The sequence below is a fragment of the Mycobacterium sp. FW102-FHT13B02 genome, from assembly GCF_058790275.1.
Genome location: NZ_JBYTCM010000002.1, coordinates 428294 through 451073, shown reverse-complemented (window position 1 = coordinate 451073; position 22780 = coordinate 428294). Strand labels below are relative to the sequence as shown.

Sequence of the window (22780 nt, the reverse complement as noted above, 5' to 3'; positions counted from 1 at the left end):
CTAGGAGTCATCCATGTCGATCATCGAGATTAACGCCGGAACCATCCATTTCGAGGAATTCGGACCGAAGAGCGGCCGGCCCGTCGTCTTCGTGCATGGATACATGATGGGCGGCCAGCTGTGGCGGCAGGTCGCTGCGCGCCTGGCCGCACAAGGTCTGCGGTGCATCGCCCCGACCTGGCCCCTCGGTGCGCATCCCGAACCACTGCGCCCCGGCGCCGACCGGAGCATCCACGGCGTCGCACGCATCGTCGCCGACACCCTGACGGCACTGGACCTCGACGACGTCGTGCTGGTCGGCAACGACACCGGCGGCGTAGTCACCCAACTGGTCGCGGTCCACCATCGGGAGCGCATCGGCGCCCTGGTCCTGACGAGTTGCGATGCGTTCGAACACTTTCCACCGCCGATCCTCAAGCCGCTGATCCTGGCATCGCAATCGAAGGCGCTGTTCCGGGCCGGAGCACAGGTGTTCCGGATTCCAGCGGTCCGCAAGCGCGCCTACGCCGGGCTCGCCTACGCCGACCTCGACGCGCTGACCCGAGAGTGGGTACACAACGCGCAGTCGAAACCCGCCGTCGCCGAGGATCTTCGGCAGTTCACCAGGTCACTGCGCACCGAGGTCACCACTGGGGTGGCGGCGCGGCTGCACGAGTTCGACAAGCCGACGCTCATCGCCTGGTCAGCCGACGACGTGTTCTTCGAAGTCGGCGACGGCGAGAAGCTGGCGAAGATCATCCCGAACGCCCGCCTCGAAATCATCGACGGCGCACGGACTTTCTCGATGCTCGACCGGCCAGACCGGCTCGCCGACCTGATGTCGACTCTCGCGGTCCGCGCCTAACCCCCGGTTCGCGCTAGATAGTGATGACGTCGTAGGCGCCGTCGGCGTACCGGGCTCGGATGGTCTTCTTGTCGTACTTGCCGACGCTGGTGCGGGGCACCTGATCGACGAACGTCCACCGTTCAGGCAGCCACCAACGAACCACCTTGTCCGCCAGGAATTCTCGCAGTTCCGCGGGCGTCGCCGCAGCCCCTTCGTGCAGCACCACGGCGACCAGTGGGCGCTCCTGCCAGCGGTCGTCGGGCACTGCGACCACGGCGGCCTCCAGCACCGCGGGGTGCGCGATGAGATGGTTCTCCAGCTCGACCGAGGAAATCCATTCGCCGCCGGACTTGATGACGTCTTTGGCCCGGTCGGTGAGGGTGACGAACCCGCAGTCGTCGATGCGCCCGACGTCGCCGGTGCGTAGCCAGCCGCTGTCGAACTTGCTGGAGTCATAGCCCAGGTAGTAGCTGCCCGTAATCCACGGCCCCCGGACCTCGATCTCGCCGACGGCCTCGCCGTCGTGCGGCAGCGGTGCGCCCGCGTCGTCGACGACCCGGACCTCGACGCCACACATCGCGCGGCCCTGCGTGGCCCGCGTCGCCCAGTGCTGTTCTTCGGAGACACCCGGCAGCGGCTTGGCCGTGGTGGCCATCGGCGACGTCTCCGTCATGCCCCACAGCTGCTGGATGTAGACGCCGTGGCGTTCCTGGAACGTCTTCATCAACGACACCGGCACGGCGGACCCGCCGCACGCAACCAGACGCAGCGACGAAATATCGTGTGCGGGGCCCTTTTCCAGGCAGTGCTGCACGTCGTTCCAGATGGTCGGAACGGCGGCAGCGACGGTGGGCCGGCAGGTCTCGATCAGATTGATCAGCGAGGCGCCGTCGAGGAAGCGGTCCGGCATCGCCAAGTCGGCGCCCGCCATCATCGCGGCATACGGCAGCCCCCAGGCGTTGGCGTGGAACATCGGCACGATGGGCAGCGCGACGTCGTCACTGCCGATCCCCAGCGCGTTGCTGGTGCACGTCGCCAGAGCGTGCAGGAAGCTCGAACGATGGCTGTAGACAACGCCTTTCGGATTGCCGGTGGTACCGCTGGTGTAGCACATCGCGGCCGCGGACCGCTCGTCGAGCTCCGGCCAGTCGAACTCGACGGGCTGGGTGGCCAGCAGTTCGTCGTACCGAAGCACGGTCTTGCCCTCCGCAGCAAAGACGGCCTCGAGCGGCGCCAAATCCCCTGCGCCGACGGCGATCACGGTATGCACGGTGTCCAGCTGAGGCAGCACCGGAGCCAGCTGGGCGGCCAGCGAGATGTCGACGATGATGATCTGGTCCTCGGCCTCGTTCGCGACGTACGCGATCTGCTCGGGCGACAACCGGATGTTGAGGGTGTGCAGCACGGCGCCCATCGACGGAATGGCCAGGTAAGCCACCGTGTGCTCGGCGTTGTTCCACATGAAGGTGCCCACCCGCTGGTCTCCGGTGATGCCGAGACCACGCAACGCGTTGGCCAGCCGGCCCGCCTGCTCACCGATCTCGCGGTAGGTCGCAGTGCGGTACCGCCCGTCGCCGAGCGCCGTGGTGACCGTCCGAGAGGAATTCAGCCCGATCGCGTGCCGCATGATCGTGGCGATGGTGAGCGGGGCGTCCTGCATCGTACTGAGCATCGTGAATTTCGCCTCTGTGTTGCTGCCGCTGGGATGTCGAGATGCTAGCCGACCCTGCCAGGTAGGAGGATGATTGGCGTTAGTACGACAGGAGAAAATCATGCGCGGGAATTGGACGCTGGCCGCGGCGACCGCAGGGGCCGCGCTGACCGTGCTGGCGCCGGCAGGATTGGCTGCCGCCGAAACGGCGCAAGAGACCATCAACCGGCTGCAGTCCGAGGGCTACGTGGTCACGATCGACAAGATCGGGACGGCTCCGATGGACCAGTGCACCGTGACGAGTGTGCGCAACCCGCAGCAGACCACGCAGTGGGTGCCATGGGTCGGCCCGGGCCTGGGCCACAACAACAATTCGATTCTGCTGCCGCAGACCAGCAAGACCATCTCCGTGTCGCTCGACTGCACGGGCAGGCAGCACTGATCCCACAGACGCCAGAACGCCCCCGCCGGCAGGCGTGGGCGTTCTGTTCGGACTATCAGACGGTCGCGGGCTCCAGGGCGCGGACCTCGTTCATGGCGACGGACTTTGTCGCCATGAACTGCGAGTAGAGCAGCGGCTTGGGAGCCTCGACGGCGACCGCGGTGACGTCACCGGCGACGTCCGCGACGTACAGCCGCGAGCCGTCACGGCTGACGGTGACGCAGGACGGCTGGACGTCCGCGGTGATGGTGTCGACGACCACGTTGGTCTGGGTACAGAACACCGAGACCCGGTCGTAGTCGACGACGTAGGCGCGGGTGCCGTCAGCGGCGAGCACCAGCTGGGTCGGGGCGTCACCGACGGCGAAGCGTCCGCGCACCCGGCCGGCGGCCAGGTCGACGACGTGCACCTCACCACGGGCAGTCAGGTCCGAGGTCAGCGCGTACGCGGTGTTGTCCGGGCCGAGCGCCAGGCTGCGGATCGGGGCACCGACGACGATGGTGTTGCGAATGCGGGCGGTCTCGGTGTCGACGACGACCAGCTGGCTGCCCACCTCGTCGGTGGTGGCGACGTAGAGCCGGCGACCGGTGTGGTCGACCGCGAGCGCATCGATGCTGATGGCGGCACCGGTGGCGATCTCGATGGTGCCGACGCGTTCGGCGGTGATGTCGATGACGGCGACGTCGATGTAGGCGTCGCCGGTGCGGCCGGCGAACACGCGCTTGCCGTCCGGGCTGACGGCCAGGGCGCTGACGCCGGAGGCCAGCGGGTAGGCGGCCAGCTCGGCACCGGTGGCGACGTCGATGACGGCGACGCCGTCGAACTCGGCGCCGGACACGGCGACGTAGGCCCGGTCGTCGGTGGCGACGACCGCGAACGGCTCGCCGTCGACGGCGATATCGCGGATGCTGCGGCTGCGCGGTTCGATCAGCGACACGATGCTGTCGGCGTAGCTGGTCGCGACCAACTGGCCCGCGCTCTCGGCGATGTCGGCGATGGCGCCGCGGCCGACCTGCGCGATGTCCATGATTCCGCGCTGCGCCTGGGCGCCAGCCCGCTTCGCTTTTGCACGAGCGTTATTATTTGCCACGATCTTCGGTACCTCCGCCAGCGCGGCAACGCGCCGGTAGTCGATTGCCCGTCCGGGTGCGCCCGGATGAGCGCTGCTTTCAAGAAGTGTAGTGATCCCCACCGACATTCCGGACAGCTTCCGCGACGGCACATCGCGAATTACTCAGAGGCTCTTAAGAATTACTTAAGGTGCGAATTGTTATGCACTTGTTATCAAGAGCAATCAGCGCCTTCACCAGCGAAGACGCTCGCGAAAATCAAATTGAGCAAACTTTGGCAGACGTCGTTTCTGAGGATTTCGAAACGCCGTTTCCCGACATTCCCAGACAAAGTGAGCGAAACATCACACCGCGACACGAACGCATCCAATCCCATCCGTACCATCAGCACGATACAACTCAGAACCCACTTCTGTTCATCATGATCGTGACAGTGCCGAGACCCACCTGAGCCGGCGTTGATATTCGCTGTTATCGACGAGTTCACATTTCGTTCATGATGAGACGGGTGTCACACCCGAAGTTGCGGAGTGGCTGTCGACATCCGAATCGACCATCGTCAGCTCATCGAACGGATCGGCACCGCTGAGCACCGCCTCGGCCTTCACCCGATCGATCGTCCCGGTCCACGCTCCGATCAGCACAGCGGCGACCGCGTTGCCCGAGAAGTTGGTGACGGCCCGCGCCTCCGACATGAACCGGTCGATGCCCACGATCAGTCCGATGCCGTCCAGCAGGTCCGGCCGGTGACTCTGCAAACCGCCGGCCAGGGTTGCCAGGCCCGCACCGGTGACCCCGGCCGCGCCCTTCGAAGCGACGATCATGAAGGCCAGCAACGCCAGCTGCTCCCCGATCGCCAGTGGCCGACCCATGGCGTCGGCGATGAACAGCGCCGCCATCGTCAGGTAGATCGCGGTGCCGTCCAGGTTGAACGAGTAGCCGGTCGGCACCACCACGCCCACGGTGCTGCGGTCCACGCCGAGGTGCTCCATCTTGGCGATCAGCCGCGGCAGCGCCGACTCCGACGACGACGTCGAGAAGATCAGCAGGTACTCGCGGGCCAGGTAGCGGACCAGCCTGAAGATGGACATCCGCGTCATCGACCACAGCACCACTCCGAGCACGCCGAACACGAACACCACGCAGGTCAAGTAGAAGCCGAGCATCAGGGTCAGCAACTGCGTGACTGCGCGCCAGCCGGTCTGGCCGACGACGCCGGCCATGGCGCCGAACGCGCCGATCGGGGCCAGCCACAGGATCATGCTCAACACCCGGAACACCAGTTTCTGAAGGTGCTGGACGCCCCGCAGGATCGGTTCGCCGGCGGTCCCCATAGCCTGGACGGCGAACCCGACCAGCAGCGCGACGAATAGCGCCTGTAAGACGTTTCCGCTGGTCAGCGCGGAGAGCATGGTCTCGGGAATGATGTGGGCGACGAAATCCATGAGGCCACCGGCCTCGTGGGCCTTTTCGGCGAGTTTCGCACCCTGGCCGGTCACCTGCGGCGACAGGTGCATGCCCGATCCGGGGCTCAGCAGATTACCGACGACCAGGCCGATCGCCAGCGCCACCGTCGACATGGCCAGGAAGTAGCCGAGTGCCAGGCCACCGACCTTGCCGACGGTTGCGGCCTTTCGCACCGAACCGATGCCCAGCACGATGGTGCAGAAGATGACCGGCGTGATCATCATCTTGATCAGGCTCACGAACAGGGTGCCGAGGACCGCGATGTCCTTGCCCACCCCGGGCGCGATCAGGCCGACGGCCACACCGCCGGCAACGGCGATGAGCACGGCGATGTACAGCCAATGCGTGCGGTCGCGGCGGGGCGCTTGAGCAGTCATGTCGACAGTCCTCCGACTTCGAGTTGCAAATCTTCTGCAAGGATGTTGAGCCAGAACGTGAGGCACGTCACGCATATGTTCATTTCGTTCACGGAAGTTCACGCGGGTGCGAAGGGCACGAGGATTTCACAGAAGGACGCAGTGATGCGCAGTTGGCCGGCCGCGCCGCGCTGGTCCCTGGCCGGCCAGATCGTCGCCCTGCAGATCGCCATCATCATCGTGGTGGTGGCGGCCGGGAGCGCGCTGGCCGTGGTGCAATCCCGCCGCACCAACGACACCGCGGCCAAGCAGCTGCTCACCGGCATCGTCACGGCGCTGGCCGATGCCCCGTCGACAGCAGCCGCACTGCAGACGGGGAAGGCCACGGAAGTCCTTCAGCCAGTGGCCGAATCGGTACGGGTCCAGACCGGTATCGCGTTCATCACCGTCATGTCGCCCGACGGCACCCGCTTCACCCACACCGACCCGCGCCAGATCGGCGGTCACTACCTGGGGACCATGGCGCCGGCGCTGCAGGGCCAGACATTCACCGAGTTCTACACCGGGACGCTGGGCCGGTCGGTGCGCACCATCACCCCGGTCCGGGACGGCTCCGGCCGCATCGTGGGTCTGGTCGCCGCAGGCATCACCGAGACGACCCTGACCGCGCAGTGGCGCCACCAGATTCCGGTGATCATCGCGATCGGCCTTGCCGCCCTTGGCCTTTCACTGGCGGGCACGTGGCTCATCCGGCGCCGGCTGCTCCGGCAGACCAATGGCCTGCGGCCGGACGAGCTGCGGGTGATGTACGAGCATCACGACGCCGTTCTGCATTCGGTGTCCGAGGGCCTCCTGGTGCTCGAGAAGGGCCGCGTCGCCCTGGCCAACGACGAGGCGCGCCGCCTGCTGGCCCTGCCGCCAGGGGCCGTGGCGCTGTCCGATCTGCCGGAGTTCCTGCGTGCGGCCGGTCCCGGCGTGCGCGACGAGGTCCACGTCACCGACGAGCGGGTGCTGGTGGTGAGCCGGTCACCGGTGTCCGGCACCTCCGGTTCGGAGGTCGTGACGATCCGGGACCGCACCGAATTGCAAAGCACCCTGGGCGAACTCAGTTCGTTGAAGATACTCACCGACTCGTTGCGGGCGCAGGCGCACGAAGCGGCCAACAAGCTGCACACCGTGATCACCATGGTCGAGATGGGCCGCCCATCCGATGCCGTCGCGTTTGCCACCGACGAATTGGAGCTGTCCCAGCGACTCGTCGACCGGCTGTCCAGTGAGGTCCGCGAACCCGCACTGGTCGCGCTGCTACTGGGCAAGAGCGCGCAGGCCCATGAACGCGGTATCGAGTTCACCGTCACCGCGGACTCTCAATTGCCCTCGGACACTTCATATCTGCCCTTGACCGGTCAGGAGATGGTGACAGTGCTGGGCAACCTGATCGACAACGCCATGGATGCGTGCGACCGCGATGAGCCGTGGGTCGAGGTGACGGTGCGCTGCGAGCCGGGAGCCGAACTACTGATGCGGGTGGCCGACAGCGGCGCCGGCATGGACCCGGAAGCCTTCGAAAACGCCATGCACCGGGGCTATTCGACGAAAACTGCTCCGGGACACGGGTTGGGACTGGCGCTGGTGGCCCAGGTGGTGAGGCGGCACGGCGGCACGCTCTCCTCCGACGTCAGCTACGGGTCGGCGGTATCGGTGACGATTCCGGCGGTGCCCGCATGACCAGGGTGCTGATCGTCGACGACGACCCGCTGATCGCCGAGGCACACCGCACGTACGTCGAACGGCTGGAAGGGTTTTCCGTCACCGCGGTAGCCCATACCGCGCGCGAGGCGATTCAGACCGCCACCCGGGCGACCGCTACGGACGAGCCCGTCGACCTGGTGCTGCTGGACCTCGGGCTGCCCGACGCCAGTGGCATCAGCCTGGCCTCGGCGCTGTCCGGGCTGCGTCCGGCCCCGGACATCATCGCCATCACCTCCGAGCGCGACCTGGAGATGGTGCGCGCCGCCGTGGCCCACGGTGCGCTGGCGTACCTGCTGAAACCATTCACCTTCGCGGCGTTCCGGGACCGGTTGGAGCGCTATCAGCGGTACCGGACGGCACTGCCGTCCGGGGTGGACGCGGCGAGCCAGGCCGAGGTGGACCGGGCGCTCGCCGAATTACGCACCGGCGCAGACAAATCTGCGGCTCCGAAGGGCGCCGCCACTCTGACCAACGACGACATCGCCCGCGCGGTGCGCGACAGCCCCGACGGGCTGACCGCGGACCAGGCCGCCAAAGCCGTCGGCGTGGCCCGGGTGACTGCCTGGCGCTATCTGGAACGGCTGGCCGAGGACGGAACCGTCACGCGCCGAAGCGAATACGGCGGGACGGGCCGGCCCAAGACGCGGTACCAATGGCGTTGAGCAGCCCTCCCACGTGTGACAGCATCGGACCATGAGTCGCGACGACGATCCAGAGGCCCGCATCCGCGAGCTCGAGCGCGCGATGAACGAACAGGCGCGAGCCTCGGAGTTGACGGAGCCCGGCCAAGCGTGGTCGTCCCGCGCACCGGCGGCGCGTATGCCGTACCTCAGCCGGCCCCGAAACACCTGGCCAGCGCCACCCTCGGTGCCCAGTGTTTCGGCGTCGAAGAGTCGCCGCCTGATCTTCGCGGTCGTCATCCTCGCTGTGCTGGCGGGTCCGTTGATCGCGGGAATCATCGTCTTCGCCAACCTCACGGGCAAGAAGCACACGACGTTCCTCCCACCCAGCGCCGGCAGGCAGCCCAGCGCCTCGGTCTCGGCGCCAACCCCGGCGCCGTCCAGCGAGGAGTCCTCGGTGGTCGTCAACGGCACGACGGTGATGTCCGGACCTGGCCTGGTGGAACTGCCACCGCAGTCCGACGATCCGGGAAGGCCCATCCAGATCGCTGGCGTGCGGGGCCACCGGACGCTGGAATGCAATGACCGCCCGGTAAACATCAGCGGGGTGTCCAACAGCATCACCATCACCGGGCACTGCGCGACGGTCAACGTGTCCGGCATCGACAACACGGTGGTGGTCGACTCTGCCGACAAGATCGTCACGTCCGGCATGGACAACCGGGTGACCTACCACTCGGGCACACCCGAAATTCCCACACCGGGTGGGTCCAACACCGTCAGCCGCGGCTGAAGCGCGCCGTTTTTGACCATTTCGACGAATACGTTGATACGGTGCGCTCGACGACGGGAGCCACCATGGGCAACGCAATTCGTTCGGCGGCAATCGCGGCAGCAGTGATCGGCCTCGTGGCAGGGTGTGGCAGCGGATCCGACTCCGCCAAAGGATCGTCGAGCGCGGCCTCGACCAGCACCGCGTCAGCAGCCGCGGCCAGCCCCGCGCAACTGCAGGCGCTGGTGCCGACCCCAACCGGCACCGCCCAGACCTACGGGCCAGACACCCTCGCGGACAACGGGATTCACCTCAAGTTCAAGGTGGCGGGCTCCCCCACCGATGTGGTCACCGCGTACAAAGCCGCACTCGAAGGAAAGGGCTGGACCGTCACCACCATCGTGTCGTCCGACGGCGGACCGGGAGGTGGCGGCGGCGCTACCTACACCGGAACCCACGGCGACAACTACGGCGTGTTCGACGGCGGTGGGTTCGGCACCGAGACGTACCTCAACGTGTGCGCCTGGCCGGCGAAGCCGGCCCAACCGAATTGCAGTCGAAAGCGCTGACTGCGCGAGACACTCTTGCCGCTCACATTGCGCGCAGCAGGGCAGCGCGCCCCTTGACGTGAAGTTTCTCGAGTGTGGAGTCGCGCAGTTCCGATTTGCGCTGCAGCATTCGCTCGCCCAACGAGTCGAGCAGCTCAATACTCAGATCCGCCGGCGCCGGGCATAGATCACGCTCTTCTTCGGCAGCATGGGCGTCGAGGACCGTGACGAACGAGTTCCACTCATCCTCGTATTCGGGTGCCGACGGTGACGTCCTGAGCGCTACCGCCAGCTGGTCCAACACCTGCCGGTGCTCGGCATGGGCGATCGCCACAAGTCTGCTCGCCTCCGACACCGCCGGGTAGAACAAGTCGTCTTCGATCCGCATGTGGATGTCGAGCTCTATCAATAGTTCGTCGAGCGCGTCGCTTCGCGCGTCAGACTCGGGCGGCAATGCGCTGATCCTCTTGCACAGACCGCGGAGCACCTCGTGATGGTCGAACAACACGTCGTAGGCGTTCATCGCGTCACCCCGCGCACCTCGACCATCCCGTTGTGGATACGGGTCGGATAAGTCGGCAAGTCCGCGGTGGCGGGACCGCGCATCACCGCACCGGATCGACACGAGAAACGAGACCCATGCCATGGGCACACGATCCGGTCCCGATCGATCCACCCGTCGTCCATCGGAGCACCCAGGTGCGGACAATTCCCACCGGTGGCCAGCACCTGAGATTCGTTGCGGTACAGCACCATTCCGACGCCTTCGACCTGCACGCGTCGCGGTTGGCCGTCGAGATCCTCAATCGGCAGGACCGGTGTCCAGTGAGAACGCCTGAGCCGCGTCCCCGAGCGGTCCACACCGGTGCCCCATCCGTAGACCATGGCACCGCCCAGATAGCCGCTGCCGAGGGTGATCCCGTAGCCGAGCGCACTGGCTGCCACGGCGCGGGCCTGACGCCCCCGACCGCGGTCCCGCCAGGAGAGCGCGTAAAGGCCCGTCGCGACGGCATTCAAGACGCCGTGGGCCAAACCCAGCCGACGCGATCGTTCTTGCGTATGTTGCCAGTCCGTCATACCCGTCGCCGCCGCTCCGACGCTTCCTACCAAGCCGACTCCCAGGGCGAATCTCGCGGCGACGCGCCACTCCGACGCGCGCCGAGCCATCAGGCCGATGGCATCCATGGCGATCGTCGTTGTCGCGGCACCGATGGGCACGGCGGTCAACGCCGGATGCAGCGGGTGTCCCAGCCACGTTCCGTGCAACGCATTGGCAACCTGATCACGACGACGTCCCATGGCGGCGAAGACGAATGTCATGATGTGCTCGAGCCGGTAGCTCGGTCGATCCAACCATTCCTGCTTTTCGACTGCCGTACGTACGGCCGGACCCGATCTGCGGAGCCGCGTCAGAACACTTTGCGATGGCTCAGCCACGGTCTGTCTCCTCTCGTGCGCAAGATGCGGGTACCCCGCCTTCAAAGGGCTCAATCACCCGAGCGCTGGAGCCGCAGATGCTCCGAAAGCTGCCCTGTTGCGCACAGCGATCCGAGATCACGGCGCCTCGTTTCATGGGGACGAGACGGGGTAGGCAACCAGTCAGCAGGTGAATCCGTGACGCGGAACGGTCGTGACCAGTTGGAGAAAACTCGATTCAGGTGCCTCTGCGGGAGCGACGAAGCCCTGAGCCAGGTGCCGCAGAGTCGCTGTTCGCCGTCCTACGTCTGCGCATCGGCACACAGCGTTCCTGGGGGAGTTCGTGACTGAGGTACTGCGAGTCAGCGCACCCGTCTACGGCCGGTGCGGCGGCTATCGGTTGTGCTGCACCGGTGAGCTCAACGCATCGTCATATCGCACGTTGCGCGACTCCGTGGTCAAGGCGGCACTGGACGAACCCCGTATGGTGCTCGCCGATGTCAACGAACTGCGGGTACCTGACGCATCAGCGTGGTCGGTGTTCACGAGCGCCCGTTGGCACGTGAGCATCTGGCCCGACGTGCCGATCGTGCTGGTGTGCGCCGACGCTGCGGCTCGCGAAGTCATCTGCCAGTGCGGTGTCACTCGCTACGTGCCGGTGTTCGCCACCGAACAGGAAGCGCTGCAATCGATGGGCGACAGGCAGCCCCGACAGCGGCACCGGGCGCGAGCCGAACTGCCTCGCCACGTCAGCAGCATCATCGACGCACAACTATTGGTCGGCGGCTGGTTATCCGGCTGGTCGTGCGCCGGCCTGATCCCGGCTGCGGCGGTCGTCGCAACCGCGTTTGTCGAAAACGTCCTGCGCCACACCGATTTTGCGCCCACACTCCGGCTGGAGTACGACGGCCGATTCGCCACCGTAGCGGTCGCGGATGCCAGTCCGAAGCTGGCGCTGCGCAAGGAGGCAATTCCCTTCGGCACCAACCATTTATCCGGCCTGGACATCGTGACTGCGCTGACCCAGACGTGGGGGAACCTGCCGACATCGAGTGGCAAGACCGTGTGGGCGCGCGTGGGTCCGGAAAATGTAGTGCTTACGGGTTGATGGTGTTCTCGCCGTCTTGGCGGCCCCAGACGTATTCGGATGCGAACGGCGAGCCGAGGCCGAAGTGGTTGTACGGCGCGATCGACGCACCGGTGTCCAGCACCATGTAGGGCATGGGCCAGATGTCCCTGGTCACCGTCCAGCAACCGGGCCGGCCCATGGGCCCGCCCCGGGCATTGATGCGGGGCAGGTTGTCGGGGTAGACGTACTGGTTGGCGGCTCCCACGAGACTGGTATGGGACACCAGAGAGTAACCGTTACCGCCGACTATCGGCGTTGCGATGGCCACTGCGCGCGGCAGAGCCCTTATGCCGCAATCGATCTCGGGACTGTACTTGTCCAGCAACTGGGACGTCGGAAGCAGATCCTGGACGCCTCGGACCAGGTACGGGCCGCCGCGCTCGAAGATGTCGCCGCCGGTGTTGCCGAACCCGACCGCCGACATCAGCGCCTGATCGATGTTGCCGCGCTGGTCGTTGAGCGTGCGTTCGGTGGTCACCGCGTTCTTCAGGCCGTCCCACAGGTCGGGCGACGCCTGCGCGTACACCTCGGTCAGGTCGGCGAGCGCCTTCGTGTCGTGCCGGAAGCTCGGCATCCGCTGGTTCAGGTCGGCCAGGATGACGTTGCCGTTGACCAGTGATTGCCCGAACTTGTCACCGAGCCCGTCGAGCGCCTCCGCCGCGGCGGTCAGCGTCTGGTTCAGCTTGATGGGGTCGACCTGCTCGGAGATCGCGGTGACGGTCTCGAACAACGTGTTGAACTCCGTGGTGACGCTGACGGCGTTCACGGTGTCGCCGGCCTTGAGGCGCTGCGGTGTCGGGTTCGGCGGCGAGGTCATGGAGATGTACTTGTTGCCGAAAACCGTTGTGGCGAGCAATTTGACGTCCACGTTGCGCGGCAGCACCGACATATACTGCGGATCGACATCGAGGATCAGTTTGGCTTCGGGACTGTCGCCGGGAGCGGTCACTGCTTCGGTGCCCTTCAACCGGCCGATCGGTACCCCGTTGTAGGTGACCTTCGAGCCGTTGTCCATCGACAGCCCGGCGCGACTCGCCAGCACGTACACCTCGGCTTTGGTGGCGAAGGACCCACGGAATTGGAGCCAGGTGAGCGTCAGCCCCACCGCGGCGACGAGCGCCATGATGAGGCCGGCGATTTTGTACGGCGGGGTGCGGTCCCTGTTGAGCGGGGCATGGATCTGGCCCGTAGCGACGGGCGGCAACGGCGGCAGTGGCGGCCGCGGTTTCGTCATGGCACTCCAGCGTCAGATCGAGGTGTGGTGGGGCGCCGTTGCCCAACCCTGAATCGATGTCGACTGGTATGCAGGGTACGACCGTCGGCAGGCTGGTGATGCGCAAAATGGCAAACCTGTAGCAAACCGTAAATTGACGCGGCGGCTACCCGATGGCCACCTTCTCGCCATCACAAGGTCGGTGCCACCAAAGTGATGACGGCTGTTAGCAAATTGAGCGGCGCCATGCCTTCCGGCGTTACGAGGCCGCCTGGGGAGTCACCAGGAATTTCTCACCAGTGGCTTTCTTGAGGTAGCTGTTGAATGCCTCGGGCTTGAGCAGGCCGGCCAAGGAGACTTCCTGCGTATATGTGCTCGCGAAGGTGGTGGTGAGCTCCGCGGCCACGCGGGCCCGCAGCCTGCCGATGACCTCGGCTCCCGCGCCGGCGAGGAACGGCGTGAGCAGCCAGCCGCCGACGCCCCACGCCATGCCGAAGCTCCGGGTCAGGACGGTGGGGCTCGTGTCGAGGCTGCCGTAGATGTACACCTGCTTGTGGACGGACGAGCCGTAGCGGGAGTACTGCGTCGCGGTGGCGTTGGCCGCCTGCTCCATGCCGTTCAGGATCTGACTCGCCAGCGTGCCCCCACCGATGGCGTCGAAGGCCAGCGTCGCGGATGTGGCTTTCAGCGCGTCGACAAGGTCCTGCTCGAAAGTCGTTGCGGCGGAGTTGCATACGTACGTCGCACCGAGGTTGCGCAGGATCTCTTCCTGTTCAGCCTTGCGGACGATGTTCACCAGCGGCACCCCGTCGGCAAGGCAAATCTTGGCCAGCATCTGGCCCAGGTTCGACGCCGCCGCCGTGTGCACCAGGCCCGAATGTCCTTCCCGGCGCATGGTTTCCACCATGCCCAGCGCGGTCAGCGGGTTGACGAACGACGATGCGCCGTCCTTCGCCGTCGCGCCGTCGGGCAGCACCAGGCAGGCTACGGCCTTGACCACGCGGTACTGCGAATACATGGCGCCGCCGGCGATGCCCACGGTCTTGCCGAGCAGTGCCTGCGCCGCGGCCGACTCCCCCGCCGCCACGACGGTGCCCGCGCCTTCATTGCCGACCGGAAGTGATTGACCGACACGGACGGACAGCTGGGCCAGCGCCCCGGGTGGCAGCGGCGCGGTGACGACGGGGCGCTCCGGGGTGCCCGTGACCGTCGCCGCCGACATGTCGGCGCCAGGGATCAGCAGTCCCAGATCCGACGGATTGACCGGTGATGCCTCGACGCGGACGACGACTTCGTCGGCAGCCGGTTTGGGGACGTCAACGTCGTGCAGCGAGAGTTCGAGCATGCCGTCCGGTGTCACCAACGACCGCAATTCCAAACCGGTCTCCGGTGGTGCTTCGGTCATTGGTATGCCTCCGATCGTCGAACCCTCACCTGAACATTAGTGCGGCGGCAGCGACATGACCGGCGATCGCCGACGGAAAAAGGACTGCTACCCAACATGAGTGATCCGACCATGCACAACCGGCTCTACCCCGCTGGGTAGCAATCGTTCATCGACGGTCGTCCCTGTGAGCCACGCAGTGATCCGGTCGTGGGCGAACCACGCGCGACAACGAGCGGCCATCTGACAGTGCAACCAGTCCTGTAAGCGTGCTCGTGCGCGTCGTTGACCGCTATCCCTTTCAACAGATGGAGACGAGCAGTCATTTCTCCGCAGGTGCAATGCGCCTGCCAGCGCACACCCGCCGGCATGACCGAAACGATCCCCGTGCCCGACGTCGAAGAGCTTCTCATGAGGGAAGTTGGCTCGGTCATGCGCGCGAGCCGATGGCGGTACCTGCGCTGACCACTGCGGCTGCGGCGGAATGACGAACCCGATTGCCACCGTCGCGGTTTCGGCATGACATTGTGATCGCTTCCTGTCTCCGCCGTTAGGCGGGCGAGCTGACTGCACCGCAGGCGTACTTGCGATCACCCAGCGCGCGCCTGCGTTCGCCGCGCTGTTCGCGTGGGAGCTCGCGCGTCCACCCGTCTGACTGCTCCTGGTGTTCGTGCTGACGTCGCGCGGTATTCGGCTGCTCCGCGAACAGTCGGCCGCCGCGCCGATCGAACACCCAAAACGATTGTGGCCCTCCGCCTTCCAGTAGAGGCCACAACCTGTTCAGCTACTCGGCTCCGGCGGGACCGCCGCCGGCGCCGCCGGCCGCAGTGCGCCTGGACGAGCCCTCACAACTCCCGCCGGCCTTGGTGTCGCCGGTCTTCGTCCCACCACCCACCAGGGCTACCCGCAGCGACATACGGCCTCATCGTCAGCTGCATTACCCCACCTCTCGATTGTGTCAGCGATCTCAGCCCGCGGCGTCGCCAAATTAACCCACCAGTAAGTTATAAAGCAACAGTTTTCGCGAATTACAGCTACTTCCAGAATGGCGATACCCCTCACGCATCAGCCGAACAGCCCAGCTCATAGGCCACAAAGCGGACAGTTAAGCGCCCGGCGCCAGGTCGGTAGCAAACTGCATACGCACGGCGCCCGAATGGTCCACGTGTATTGCCCGGGACCCAACGGAAGCAACCTTGGAACTCCCTGCGAGCAGGCAATTGCCTACGTGGCGCCACTTCGACCGGAGTTTGCCGATCCGTTTCCAAACAAGACAGCCACACCAAACGAGGCGAAGCCGGGATAGCACAACCGGGATGACACCGGGACGGCCACTGCCACCGCCGAACGCGGCACTGCCCGCACCTGCCGCCGCTTGCGATACCCACCGTCTCGCCGAAAGGCGCCCGCGCCACCGGCGACTCACCCGCGGCCACAACGGCGCCCGGGCCTTCGTTTCTGACCGGCGGCAAATCAAATAAACGCCCGTTGAGCGCCCTCGACTTTTGTTGCACATTCAATTAACCAAATTTAGTTAACCGCATTTAGTTAACTACCTTTAGCTAAGCGGATTTAGCTAAATTGATTTAATCAAACAAATTAGAGTAACGATTTGCTGAGAACTGCTCCAAAAATCGATGAACAGCAATGATGCATCTCGATCTAGATTGCGACGGACAGGGTACCGCAACGAATATAAAAATACTTGCGGAATTTGACTTCCGCCCAGGTAACCTCCCCGGTGTCACGACCGTCAATTAAGGAGAGATGGCATGCAGGTTGCCGTTCCACCACGCATCAATATGGGTATTGCGCTGGCGGGTGCCGGTGCGATAGCGCTCGCCCCGATCGCCCAACCGATGCCCGCCATCGCCGAACTACAAGCGCGAGCGGTGTCCTCGGCGAAGGTTGCTCTCACCGCGGCGGTGAACCCGATCGAGCAGTGGGGGCAGATCATCCGAGACGCTCTCGCCAACGGCGGTACGCTCGTCAATACCTACATGCAGAACCCCGCACCGATCTTGCACCAGCTGCTCATCAACGGCCTCGGATACGGCGGGCAGACGTTCGCGGCACTGCAATCCTCGTTCGGGAATCTCGTCGACCAATTGCGGTTGGACAACCCCGACGGCTTCCCGGCAGGGCTTCAACACGGCGTCAGCCAGATTCTGGCGGGCCAGATCTACGACGGTTACAACACGCTGTTCAGTGCCGGGCTCGGACTCATCATCGGTCCGGTCTTCCCGCTGCTCGAACTTCTTCAAATTCCGGTCACCATGGCAAAGAACTTCGCGAACGCCGTCGCCGTGGCCCCTAGCGTTCTGGTCGGCGTGGGATTCGGAGTCATCGGCACCGTCAACGGCACCATGCAGGCGGCCGCATTTCAAGCGCAGGCCGTCCTCGACGCCCTGAAAGCCAGGGATTTGCCGGGCGCGGTCAATGCGCTTGTCGCCACCCCCGGCGCAATCGTCAACGCGGTGCTCAACGGTTTTGCGTTGTCCGGCGCCCCTGGGCTGCTCACCTCAGGCGGACTGATCGACCAGGTGATCCAAGGCCTCAACGCGATCGCCCACGCGATCGCTCCGACTACGTCCACGTCCCTCGCGGCGAAGGTGGCTGATGCCGGACCGTCCGCTGTTCCGTCGGCTGCTTTGTCGGCTGCGACGGTCACGCTGGGTGCCGAGAAGGTGACGACGCCTGATACCGCGAAGACCGGAGCGACGAAGACCGGAGCGACGAAGACCGCGGCTGCGGAGACCACCGGGGCGGAACCCGCCGCGACTTCGCCTGAGACGCCTTCCCCCGCAACCGAACCGAAGCCGGAATCGGGTACGACCTCGGGCAGCACCACCACGCCAACCGGTGGCACCGACACCACCAGCGGCACCACAGCCGGTACGCCCGGCACGACCGGTGAGACCACCAAACCCACCAAGCCCAGCGGATCAACCGGGAGCCAGACGGGCTCGGGCAGCACCACCACACCAACTGGTGGCACCAGCACGACCGGCGGCACCACAGCCGGTGCACCCGGCACGACCGGTGAGACCACCAAACCCACCAAGCCCACCAAGCCCACCAAGCCCACCAAGCCCACCAAGCCCAGCGGATCGACCGGGAACCAGACGGGCTCGGGCAGCACCGGCTCCGGCAGCAGCGGTAGCGGTGCATCTGCATCCGGAGGTGGCGCTTCCCACGCCGCCGCGTAGTCACACCCTTTCAAGACAAGTGGGCCCCGCTCATGAGCGGGGCCCACTGCCATCTGGTGTCGCGAGGGGTCGCCAGACATGCAGCGGTCCCCGAGCCCTGGTTCCTGGTCTGGATAGACCGACGGGCTCGGGGGCCGGATGCTGTGGGAATTCGCCGGCGCGCGAAGGTGATTCACTTGTGCGTAGAGCAACGAACACACCCGGCGCTCCCAAGCTGACCGCCACCCCACATGTCCGTGAGTCAATCAGTTTCCCGGACCACCGCATTCCTTGTGCGCGCGCGACCCGCACTCCCGAAGTCTGGGGCCGATATCGGCTTTTCGCTTCCCGCTCAACCGAGCACAGGATCGTGGCGTCTAGCGGTCAGTGTGACGCTCGACAGCAACCAGACACCCTGTGCACCAACGAGTTCAGCGAAATAGAACGGAATCTCCTGGCATTGCACGCCAGGTCCGCGTGGTTCACGGTTGTGGCGATCGACGACCCCTACTGGGGGTATGGATCCAGTTCACGCATCTGCTTCAAATGAGCTTGCTGCAGTTCTTCCGTACGGCTGAGGAACCCGACGATCAGGGCGATCTCCGCCGCGTTGTAGCTCAACAACATCTTGCCGCCCTGATCCAGCAGCGGGGCGACGAGTTCTGAGATACGGCGAGCCGCAAGTTCTGTGCCCAACACAACTACTCGGCGGTGATCGGTCGGATGCAGCGATCGGCTGACGTATTTCAGCTTTTCGAGGCGGTTGAGCACGATTGTGGTGCCGGCGGCGGTGAGACCGAGCCGGTCAGCCAGAAGTCCCGGCGTCGTTGCCTTCTCGCCCGTAAGGAGAATGTGTAACAGGGCACGGAGATCTGTGTGATTGACGCCGAGCATCCTCATCAGTTCGTGCGCCAATTCGTCGACAGCGCCGTGAAAAGATTCCAGTCTTCTCTTCAGGTCTGCGGCGATCCGAGCGAGTTCAGCTGCCATCGGACGAAAGACCTCCCCCAAGGTGTCCTTTATGACTGGGCCTGATCATAGCGATGGTCGAGTGGTTCCGGATGGAATTATTGACGCTTGGACTAGAAAATGGCAATGACCCTCGACTGGGCCGGTCAGTCAGCCCAGTCGAGGGCCGTTCACCGCTGCACTTCCCCGAGGTCATGCACTGAATCTGACCTGATCCGATCAGCGCCAAGATGTACAGTCGGCTATTTTCTGCGCGCCAACCGGAGTTAGGTGACGGTCGTGGTGGTGAGCGTCGGAGACGGATTCGGGTAGCACGCGGTTGCGACGTCGATTTGAGGAACAAGCGGCGGTTTCACGGTGGTGGTGAAGGTCATGCCGGGGTCGGCGTAGCCGGTGCCGGCGTACTTGCTGGTAATTGAGCCGGGAGCGTTGGCCGTCACGTTGATGGTGACTTGGGGAGGTGTGTAGGTCGCGCCGCCGGCAATTGGGCCGGGAACAGTGAGCTCGACATTACTGCCCACGAGGGCCGTCGTGCCGGCGACAGATCCACCGGACGCGCTGGAGGAGACATATGTCGAGTTGGCCGGGACCGGGATGAGCATCTTCATATTGCTGATCTTGACGACCGTAACACCGGCCGCCGACGTCGGAACCGTCGATGAACCCGGTGCAATGGTAATGGCTACAGGAGAACCCGCGGTCACCGAACTCGGCGCGGAGGTCGTAACCGAGGTTGTCATACTCGACGTCCCAACCGAGGCCTGACAACTCCAATTCACAGAGACGGCTGCATGTGCCGTCCCGGCCAGACAAAGTGCGGCAGCGAGGGCCATCGGAGTGATAGCGCCGGCACGACGCAACGTGGACGTATTCGATCGCATTGTTATCTCCAAGAGGTGAAGTAACGACGTGGCCGGAATGCCGCGCCGCGTTAGAGCGAAGAAAACATAACGCGCCTCCGGTCAAATTCCATGCACATATTGAATACGTTTCGATAGCCGTGTCGCATTCATTAATTGTTATTCACTATTCAGTATTGAGAATTCACAAAAGAAAACTATTACCAGAGAAGTATTGAATGCGTAATTTCGTGCGCCCAAACCAGGAACCAGGGCTCCGGCGGGCCGCTCCAGGTCTGTCGCCCCTCGATGCACCAGACGGCAGTGGGCCCCGCTCATGAGCGGGGCCCACTGGTCATGAAAAGGGTGTGACTACGCGGCGGCGTGGGAAGCGCCACCTCCGGATGCAGATGCACCGCCACCGCTGCCGGAGCCGGTGCTGCCCGAGCCCGTCCCGCTCCCGGTCGATCCGCTCGGCTTCGTGGGCTTCATAGGCTTCTTGGGCTCGCCGGTCTTGCCGGGCGTACCGGCCGTGGTGCCGCTGGTGGTGTTGGTGCCACTGCCACCGGTTGGCGCAGTGGTGCTGCCCGGGCCCGTCTGGCTCCCGGTCGATCCACTGGGCTTGGTGGGCTTCGTCGGCTCACCGGTCGTGCCGGGTGTACCGGTCTTTGTGCCGCCGGTCGTGCCACCGTTTGGCGTGCCGGCGCCACCGGTTGGCGCAGTGGTGCCACCCGAGGTCGTACCCGATTCCGGCTTCGTTTCGGTTGCGGGGGAAGGCGTCTCAGGCGAAGTCGCGGCGGGTGCCCCTGCGGCTGGCCCCGTGGCGACTGGCGCCGCCGCGGCGGGTTCTGCTGCCGTGGTCTTCGTCGCCGCGGTCTTCGCGCTATCAGGCGTCGTCACCTTCTCGGCACCCAGCGTGACCGTCGCAGCCGACAAAGCAGCCGACGGAACAGCGGACGGTCCGGCATCGGCCACCTTCGCCGCGACGGGCGCGGGGGACGCGGCCGCCGCCGCGGCCGGCACCGGTGCGCCAAGCGCTTGCGCGATGGCGTCGCGAACGGCGATCACCAGTATGGGAACCACGCCGCTTCCGGGAGCCAGAAGCCCCCCGAATCCCGTTGGCCCATACCCGTTGAGGAAGGCGTTGGTGAGCACGGCCGGGGCGTTGACGATCGCGTTCAGCGCCGCTCCGACGTTGCCGGCGCGCACCCCGTCGTACACCGCTTGCGCAGTATCCGCAAACGCGCTCTCGACGCCGCCAACTGTGCCGAGCACTGAAAAGCCAATACCGACAATAAGATCGGGGAGTAGTTTGGCTACGTTGGCGACGTTCTGCATAACCTTGCCGGGGATATTGAGCGTCTGACCTTGCAGCAGTGCGAAGCCGGGGTTTACCACCAAGTTGAGCACGGCGCCCCACGCCGTGTTGATGCCTGCGCTGATCTGGCCGGCGGCCAGCTGTTGAGCGGCCTGCTGAAAAGCCTGCGGAAGTGCCGTCACGGCCGTGAGGAAACCGTTGCCGGCTGCGCCCAGGTCAGTAGCGATGGTGTTCGCGTAGCCGAGCTGGTTGATGAGGATCTGCTTCAGGATGGGCGCGGGGTCGGCCCACACCTGCTGGCCGAGGGCCGAAACGTTGTTGAACGTTGTTGTCAGGACCTGCGCCCATTCGCTGATGGGATTGACCGACGCGGTCAACGTCGTCGCGAGGCTTGACACCGGAACCGCCGGCAGGTGTACCTGCTGCGGTGCCACCACTATCGGTGACAGCGCGATGGCACTCGCTCCGATCAGTGCCACACCGCTGGTCATACCGGTCCGGACAAACGTTTGCATAACTCCCCCTCAGTAATCAGTAACGTGAACTCGCAAATTAATGCACACTGATCGCGGCGTGGGGCGAATTCGGCCGAAAATTATGAGAATTCTTGCGCACCATTTTCGTTATCCGAAGTTGAAATTCAACGACAGAAAGTTAACCGCGTGAGGGTAATCAACTTCATAAAGCTATTAGCGCAAAGATGTTTGAAATGCCGAATATGAATCGCCCTGGAAATCAGGACTCCTGACCTTCGGTTCGAGGATGCAGACGCGCCCACGGAGTCGTCCTCGGGAAACACGCCCACCAGCTGTCGGTGTAGCGCCGAGGAGAAGGCAGCTGCGGCGCGGGTGGTCCGGAAGCTGCGCGCCGACGCGTAGTTCAGGTACGAGACATCGCGCTGGGCGAGCGGCGATCAGTCCGGTCGCATGTCCGCGGCGTAGCCCTACGCCGAGAGTGCGGCATATCGGTGCGTCCACCGGCGTGTCGTCACGACAGCCCGCACTTTCGACCTGGCACCGCACACACGCGTGGCGTCGCTAGAGTCGGACAGATGGTGACCGAGTCGGCATCGCTCACCCCTGTCCGGCACTCGAATGCTCGAGTGGTGGGAATACCTGATCGCGGAAAGCTAGAGGCGACTGGCAGCGAAATCAGCTGCCTCCGTGACCTTTCCGGACTGCACGTAGGAGGCGTGGGCACCGACGTCGAAACCGCCATCCACCCAGCAGATCGGGTCACCCGGGGCGCACTCGTCGATGGAATTGGCCGCGTATTGCGGTGCCAGCTCGGGTAGCGGTCCACCGGCGAGCATGCCCGCGAAACCGGTGCGGGGCGCGCCGAACAGTGCGGTGGCGGCCACGCGACTGGCGAGCTGTGGTGCCGCGTTGGTGGCTCCTTCGATGACCGCCGCACCCTGCGAGTAGCCGCCGAGCACCATCTTGGTCTTGGGGCAGGTGGCCGCGGTGGACTCGATGACTGCCCGCGCGGCGTCGATGCCGGCCGGCGTGCTGACGGCGAAGTCGCTGCTCGCCGGGTAGTCGACGGGCGTCGCCTCGACCGAGCGCGGTGCGATCCGGGCGGTGAGGTCGTCAACGAAGGGGCGGCCGACACTGCCTAGGCCCGGCCCCTCGCTGGTGCCGCGGGCGAACACCACCTGGACATCGGGGCACGGCGCCGCGGCGGCGAGTGCGGGGGCGATTGTCGGGATGGCCGGGGCCAAGGCGGCGACTGCAAAGATCAACGCGAGTTTGCGGGTCATACCAACTGATCGTAGGCAACCGACGTGCCGGGTTCTCGATCACATAGAACTACGGCGATGT

At 65.2% G+C, this 22780-nt stretch carries 20 protein-coding genes and 1 pseudogene; 9 read left to right on the top strand and 12 right to left on the bottom strand.

All coding sequences use genetic code 11. From position 1 onward, the window contains the following. The first annotated feature begins 13 nt into the window (after positions 1–13). On the top strand, positions 14–844 hold the full coding sequence (locus AC3WTE_RS05075; RefSeq protein ID WP_492436124.1) for an alpha/beta fold hydrolase: 831 nt from the start codon (positions 14–16) through the stop codon (positions 842–844). Between the two features lie 13 nt (positions 845–857). On the opposite strand, the gene AC3WTE_RS05070 is transcribed toward AC3WTE_RS05075, so the two are convergent. After that, complete coding sequence (locus AC3WTE_RS05070; protein WP_492436122.1) at positions 858–2498, bottom strand: long-chain fatty acid--CoA ligase; 1641 nt, start codon at positions 2496–2498, stop codon at positions 858–860. A gap of 100 nt (positions 2499–2598) precedes the next feature. Between AC3WTE_RS05070 and AC3WTE_RS05065 the strand changes: the two genes are divergently transcribed. Next, entirely contained in the window at positions 2599–2919 is a 321-nt protein-coding gene (locus AC3WTE_RS05065) for a hypothetical protein (RefSeq protein ID WP_492436120.1), read from the top strand. Between the two features lie 55 nt (positions 2920–2974). On the opposite strand, the gene AC3WTE_RS05060 is transcribed toward AC3WTE_RS05065, so the two are convergent. Both AC3WTE_RS05060 and AC3WTE_RS05055 read right to left on the bottom strand, forming a co-directional pair. Then, complete coding sequence (locus AC3WTE_RS05060) at positions 2975–4009, bottom strand: YncE family protein (protein ID WP_492436118.1); 1035 nt, start codon at positions 4007–4009, stop codon at positions 2975–2977. Between the two features lie 474 nt (positions 4010–4483). Then, complete coding sequence (locus AC3WTE_RS05055; protein WP_492436117.1) at positions 4484–5833, bottom strand: cation:dicarboxylate symporter family transporter; 1350 nt, start codon at positions 5831–5833, stop codon at positions 4484–4486. A gap of 144 nt (positions 5834–5977) precedes the next feature. Here AC3WTE_RS05055 and AC3WTE_RS05050 point away from each other — a divergent pair, with 144 nt between their 5' ends. The 4 genes from AC3WTE_RS05050 (at position 5978) to AC3WTE_RS05035 (ending at position 9525) form a co-directional block, all read left to right on the top strand. Beyond that, entirely contained in the window at positions 5978–7540 is a 1563-nt protein-coding gene (locus AC3WTE_RS05050) for a sensor histidine kinase (protein ID WP_492436115.1), read from the top strand. Then, positions 7537–8226, top strand: a complete 690-nt coding sequence (locus AC3WTE_RS05045) for a response regulator (RefSeq protein WP_492436113.1) — start codon at positions 7537–7539, stop codon at positions 8224–8226. Before AC3WTE_RS05050 ends, AC3WTE_RS05045 begins: the two co-directional genes overlap by 4 nt. Positions 8227–8257: 31 nt before the next feature. Then, positions 8258–8977, top strand: a complete 720-nt coding sequence (locus AC3WTE_RS05040) for a DUF3060 domain-containing protein (protein WP_492436111.1) — start codon at positions 8258–8260, stop codon at positions 8975–8977. A gap of 65 nt (positions 8978–9042) precedes the next feature. Then, a complete protein-coding gene (locus tag AC3WTE_RS05035) occupies positions 9043–9525 on the top strand; it encodes a hypothetical protein (RefSeq protein WP_492436110.1) in 483 nt (160 codons plus the stop codon). Positions 9526–9547: 22 nt separating this feature from the next. On the opposite strand, the gene AC3WTE_RS05030 is transcribed toward AC3WTE_RS05035, so the two are convergent. Continuing rightward, the gene (locus AC3WTE_RS05030) at positions 9548–10027 is read right to left on the bottom strand and encodes a hemerythrin domain-containing protein (protein WP_492436108.1); all 480 of its coding nucleotides are present in this window, start codon (positions 10025–10027) and stop codon (positions 9548–9550) included. Next, on the bottom strand, positions 10024–10824 hold the full coding sequence (locus AC3WTE_RS05025; protein WP_492436302.1) for a Rieske (2Fe-2S) protein: 801 nt from the start codon (positions 10822–10824) through the stop codon (positions 10024–10026). The genes AC3WTE_RS05030 and AC3WTE_RS05025 overlap by 4 nt, the downstream gene beginning before the upstream one ends. Before the next feature lie 439 nt (positions 10825–11263). Here AC3WTE_RS05025 and AC3WTE_RS05020 point away from each other — a divergent pair, with 439 nt between their 5' ends. Then, complete coding sequence (locus AC3WTE_RS05020) at positions 11264–12028, top strand: STAS domain-containing protein (protein WP_492436106.1); 765 nt, start codon at positions 11264–11266, stop codon at positions 12026–12028. Here the strand turns inward: AC3WTE_RS05020 and AC3WTE_RS05015 are convergent. Together AC3WTE_RS05015 and AC3WTE_RS05010 are read right to left on the bottom strand one after the other, a co-directional pair. Beyond that, entirely contained in the window at positions 12018–13283 is a 1266-nt protein-coding gene (locus tag AC3WTE_RS05015) for an MCE family protein (RefSeq protein WP_492436105.1), read from the bottom strand. The two genes, AC3WTE_RS05020 and AC3WTE_RS05015, sit on opposite strands and share 11 nt — an antisense overlap. 238 nt (positions 13284–13521) lie before the next feature. After that, a complete protein-coding gene (locus AC3WTE_RS05010) occupies positions 13522–14667 on the bottom strand; it encodes a zinc-binding dehydrogenase (protein WP_492436104.1) in 1146 nt (381 codons plus the stop codon). Positions 14668–15214: 547 nt separating this feature from the next. On the opposite strand from AC3WTE_RS05010, the pseudogene AC3WTE_RS05005 reads away from it, so the two are divergent. Beyond that, positions 15215–15412 (top strand): annotated as a pseudogene (locus AC3WTE_RS05005) (hypothetical protein); the annotation flags it as partial. An 18-nt stretch (positions 15413–15430) separates the two neighbouring features. Here AC3WTE_RS05005 and AC3WTE_RS05000 read toward each other — a convergent pair. Beyond that, positions 15431–15562: a hypothetical protein gene (locus AC3WTE_RS05000; RefSeq protein ID WP_492436103.1), complete on the bottom strand. Its 132-nt coding sequence runs from the start codon at positions 15560–15562 to the stop codon at positions 15431–15433. An 856-nt stretch (positions 15563–16418) separates the two neighbouring features. Between AC3WTE_RS05000 and AC3WTE_RS04995 the strand changes: the two genes are divergently transcribed. Then, positions 16419–17855 carry a hypothetical protein gene (locus AC3WTE_RS04995; protein ID WP_492436102.1) on the top strand — a complete coding sequence of 479 codons (1437 nt, stop codon included), beginning with the start codon at positions 16419–16421 and terminating at the stop codon, positions 17853–17855. 486 nt (positions 17856–18341) lie between these two features. Here AC3WTE_RS04995 and AC3WTE_RS04990 read toward each other — a convergent pair whose 3' ends face one another. From AC3WTE_RS04990 to AC3WTE_RS04975, 4 genes are all read right to left on the bottom strand, one after another. After that, positions 18342–18824 (bottom strand): MarR family winged helix-turn-helix transcriptional regulator, encoded by a 483-nt coding sequence (locus tag AC3WTE_RS04990; RefSeq protein ID WP_492436100.1) that lies wholly within the window; start codon positions 18822–18824, stop codon positions 18342–18344. 245 nt (positions 18825–19069) lie between these two features. Further along, entirely contained in the window at positions 19070–19411 is a 342-nt protein-coding gene (locus tag AC3WTE_RS04985) for a hypothetical protein (RefSeq protein ID WP_492436098.1), read from the bottom strand. 603 nt (positions 19412–20014) lie between these two features. After that, a complete protein-coding gene (locus AC3WTE_RS04980; RefSeq protein ID WP_492436096.1) occupies positions 20015–21475 on the bottom strand; it encodes a hypothetical protein in 1461 nt (486 codons plus the stop codon). A gap of 614 nt (positions 21476–22089) precedes the next feature. Further along, the gene (locus AC3WTE_RS04975; protein WP_492436094.1) at positions 22090–22719 is read right to left on the bottom strand and encodes a cutinase family protein; all 630 of its coding nucleotides are present in this window, start codon (positions 22717–22719) and stop codon (positions 22090–22092) included. Between the last annotated feature and the right edge of the window lie 61 nt (positions 22720–22780).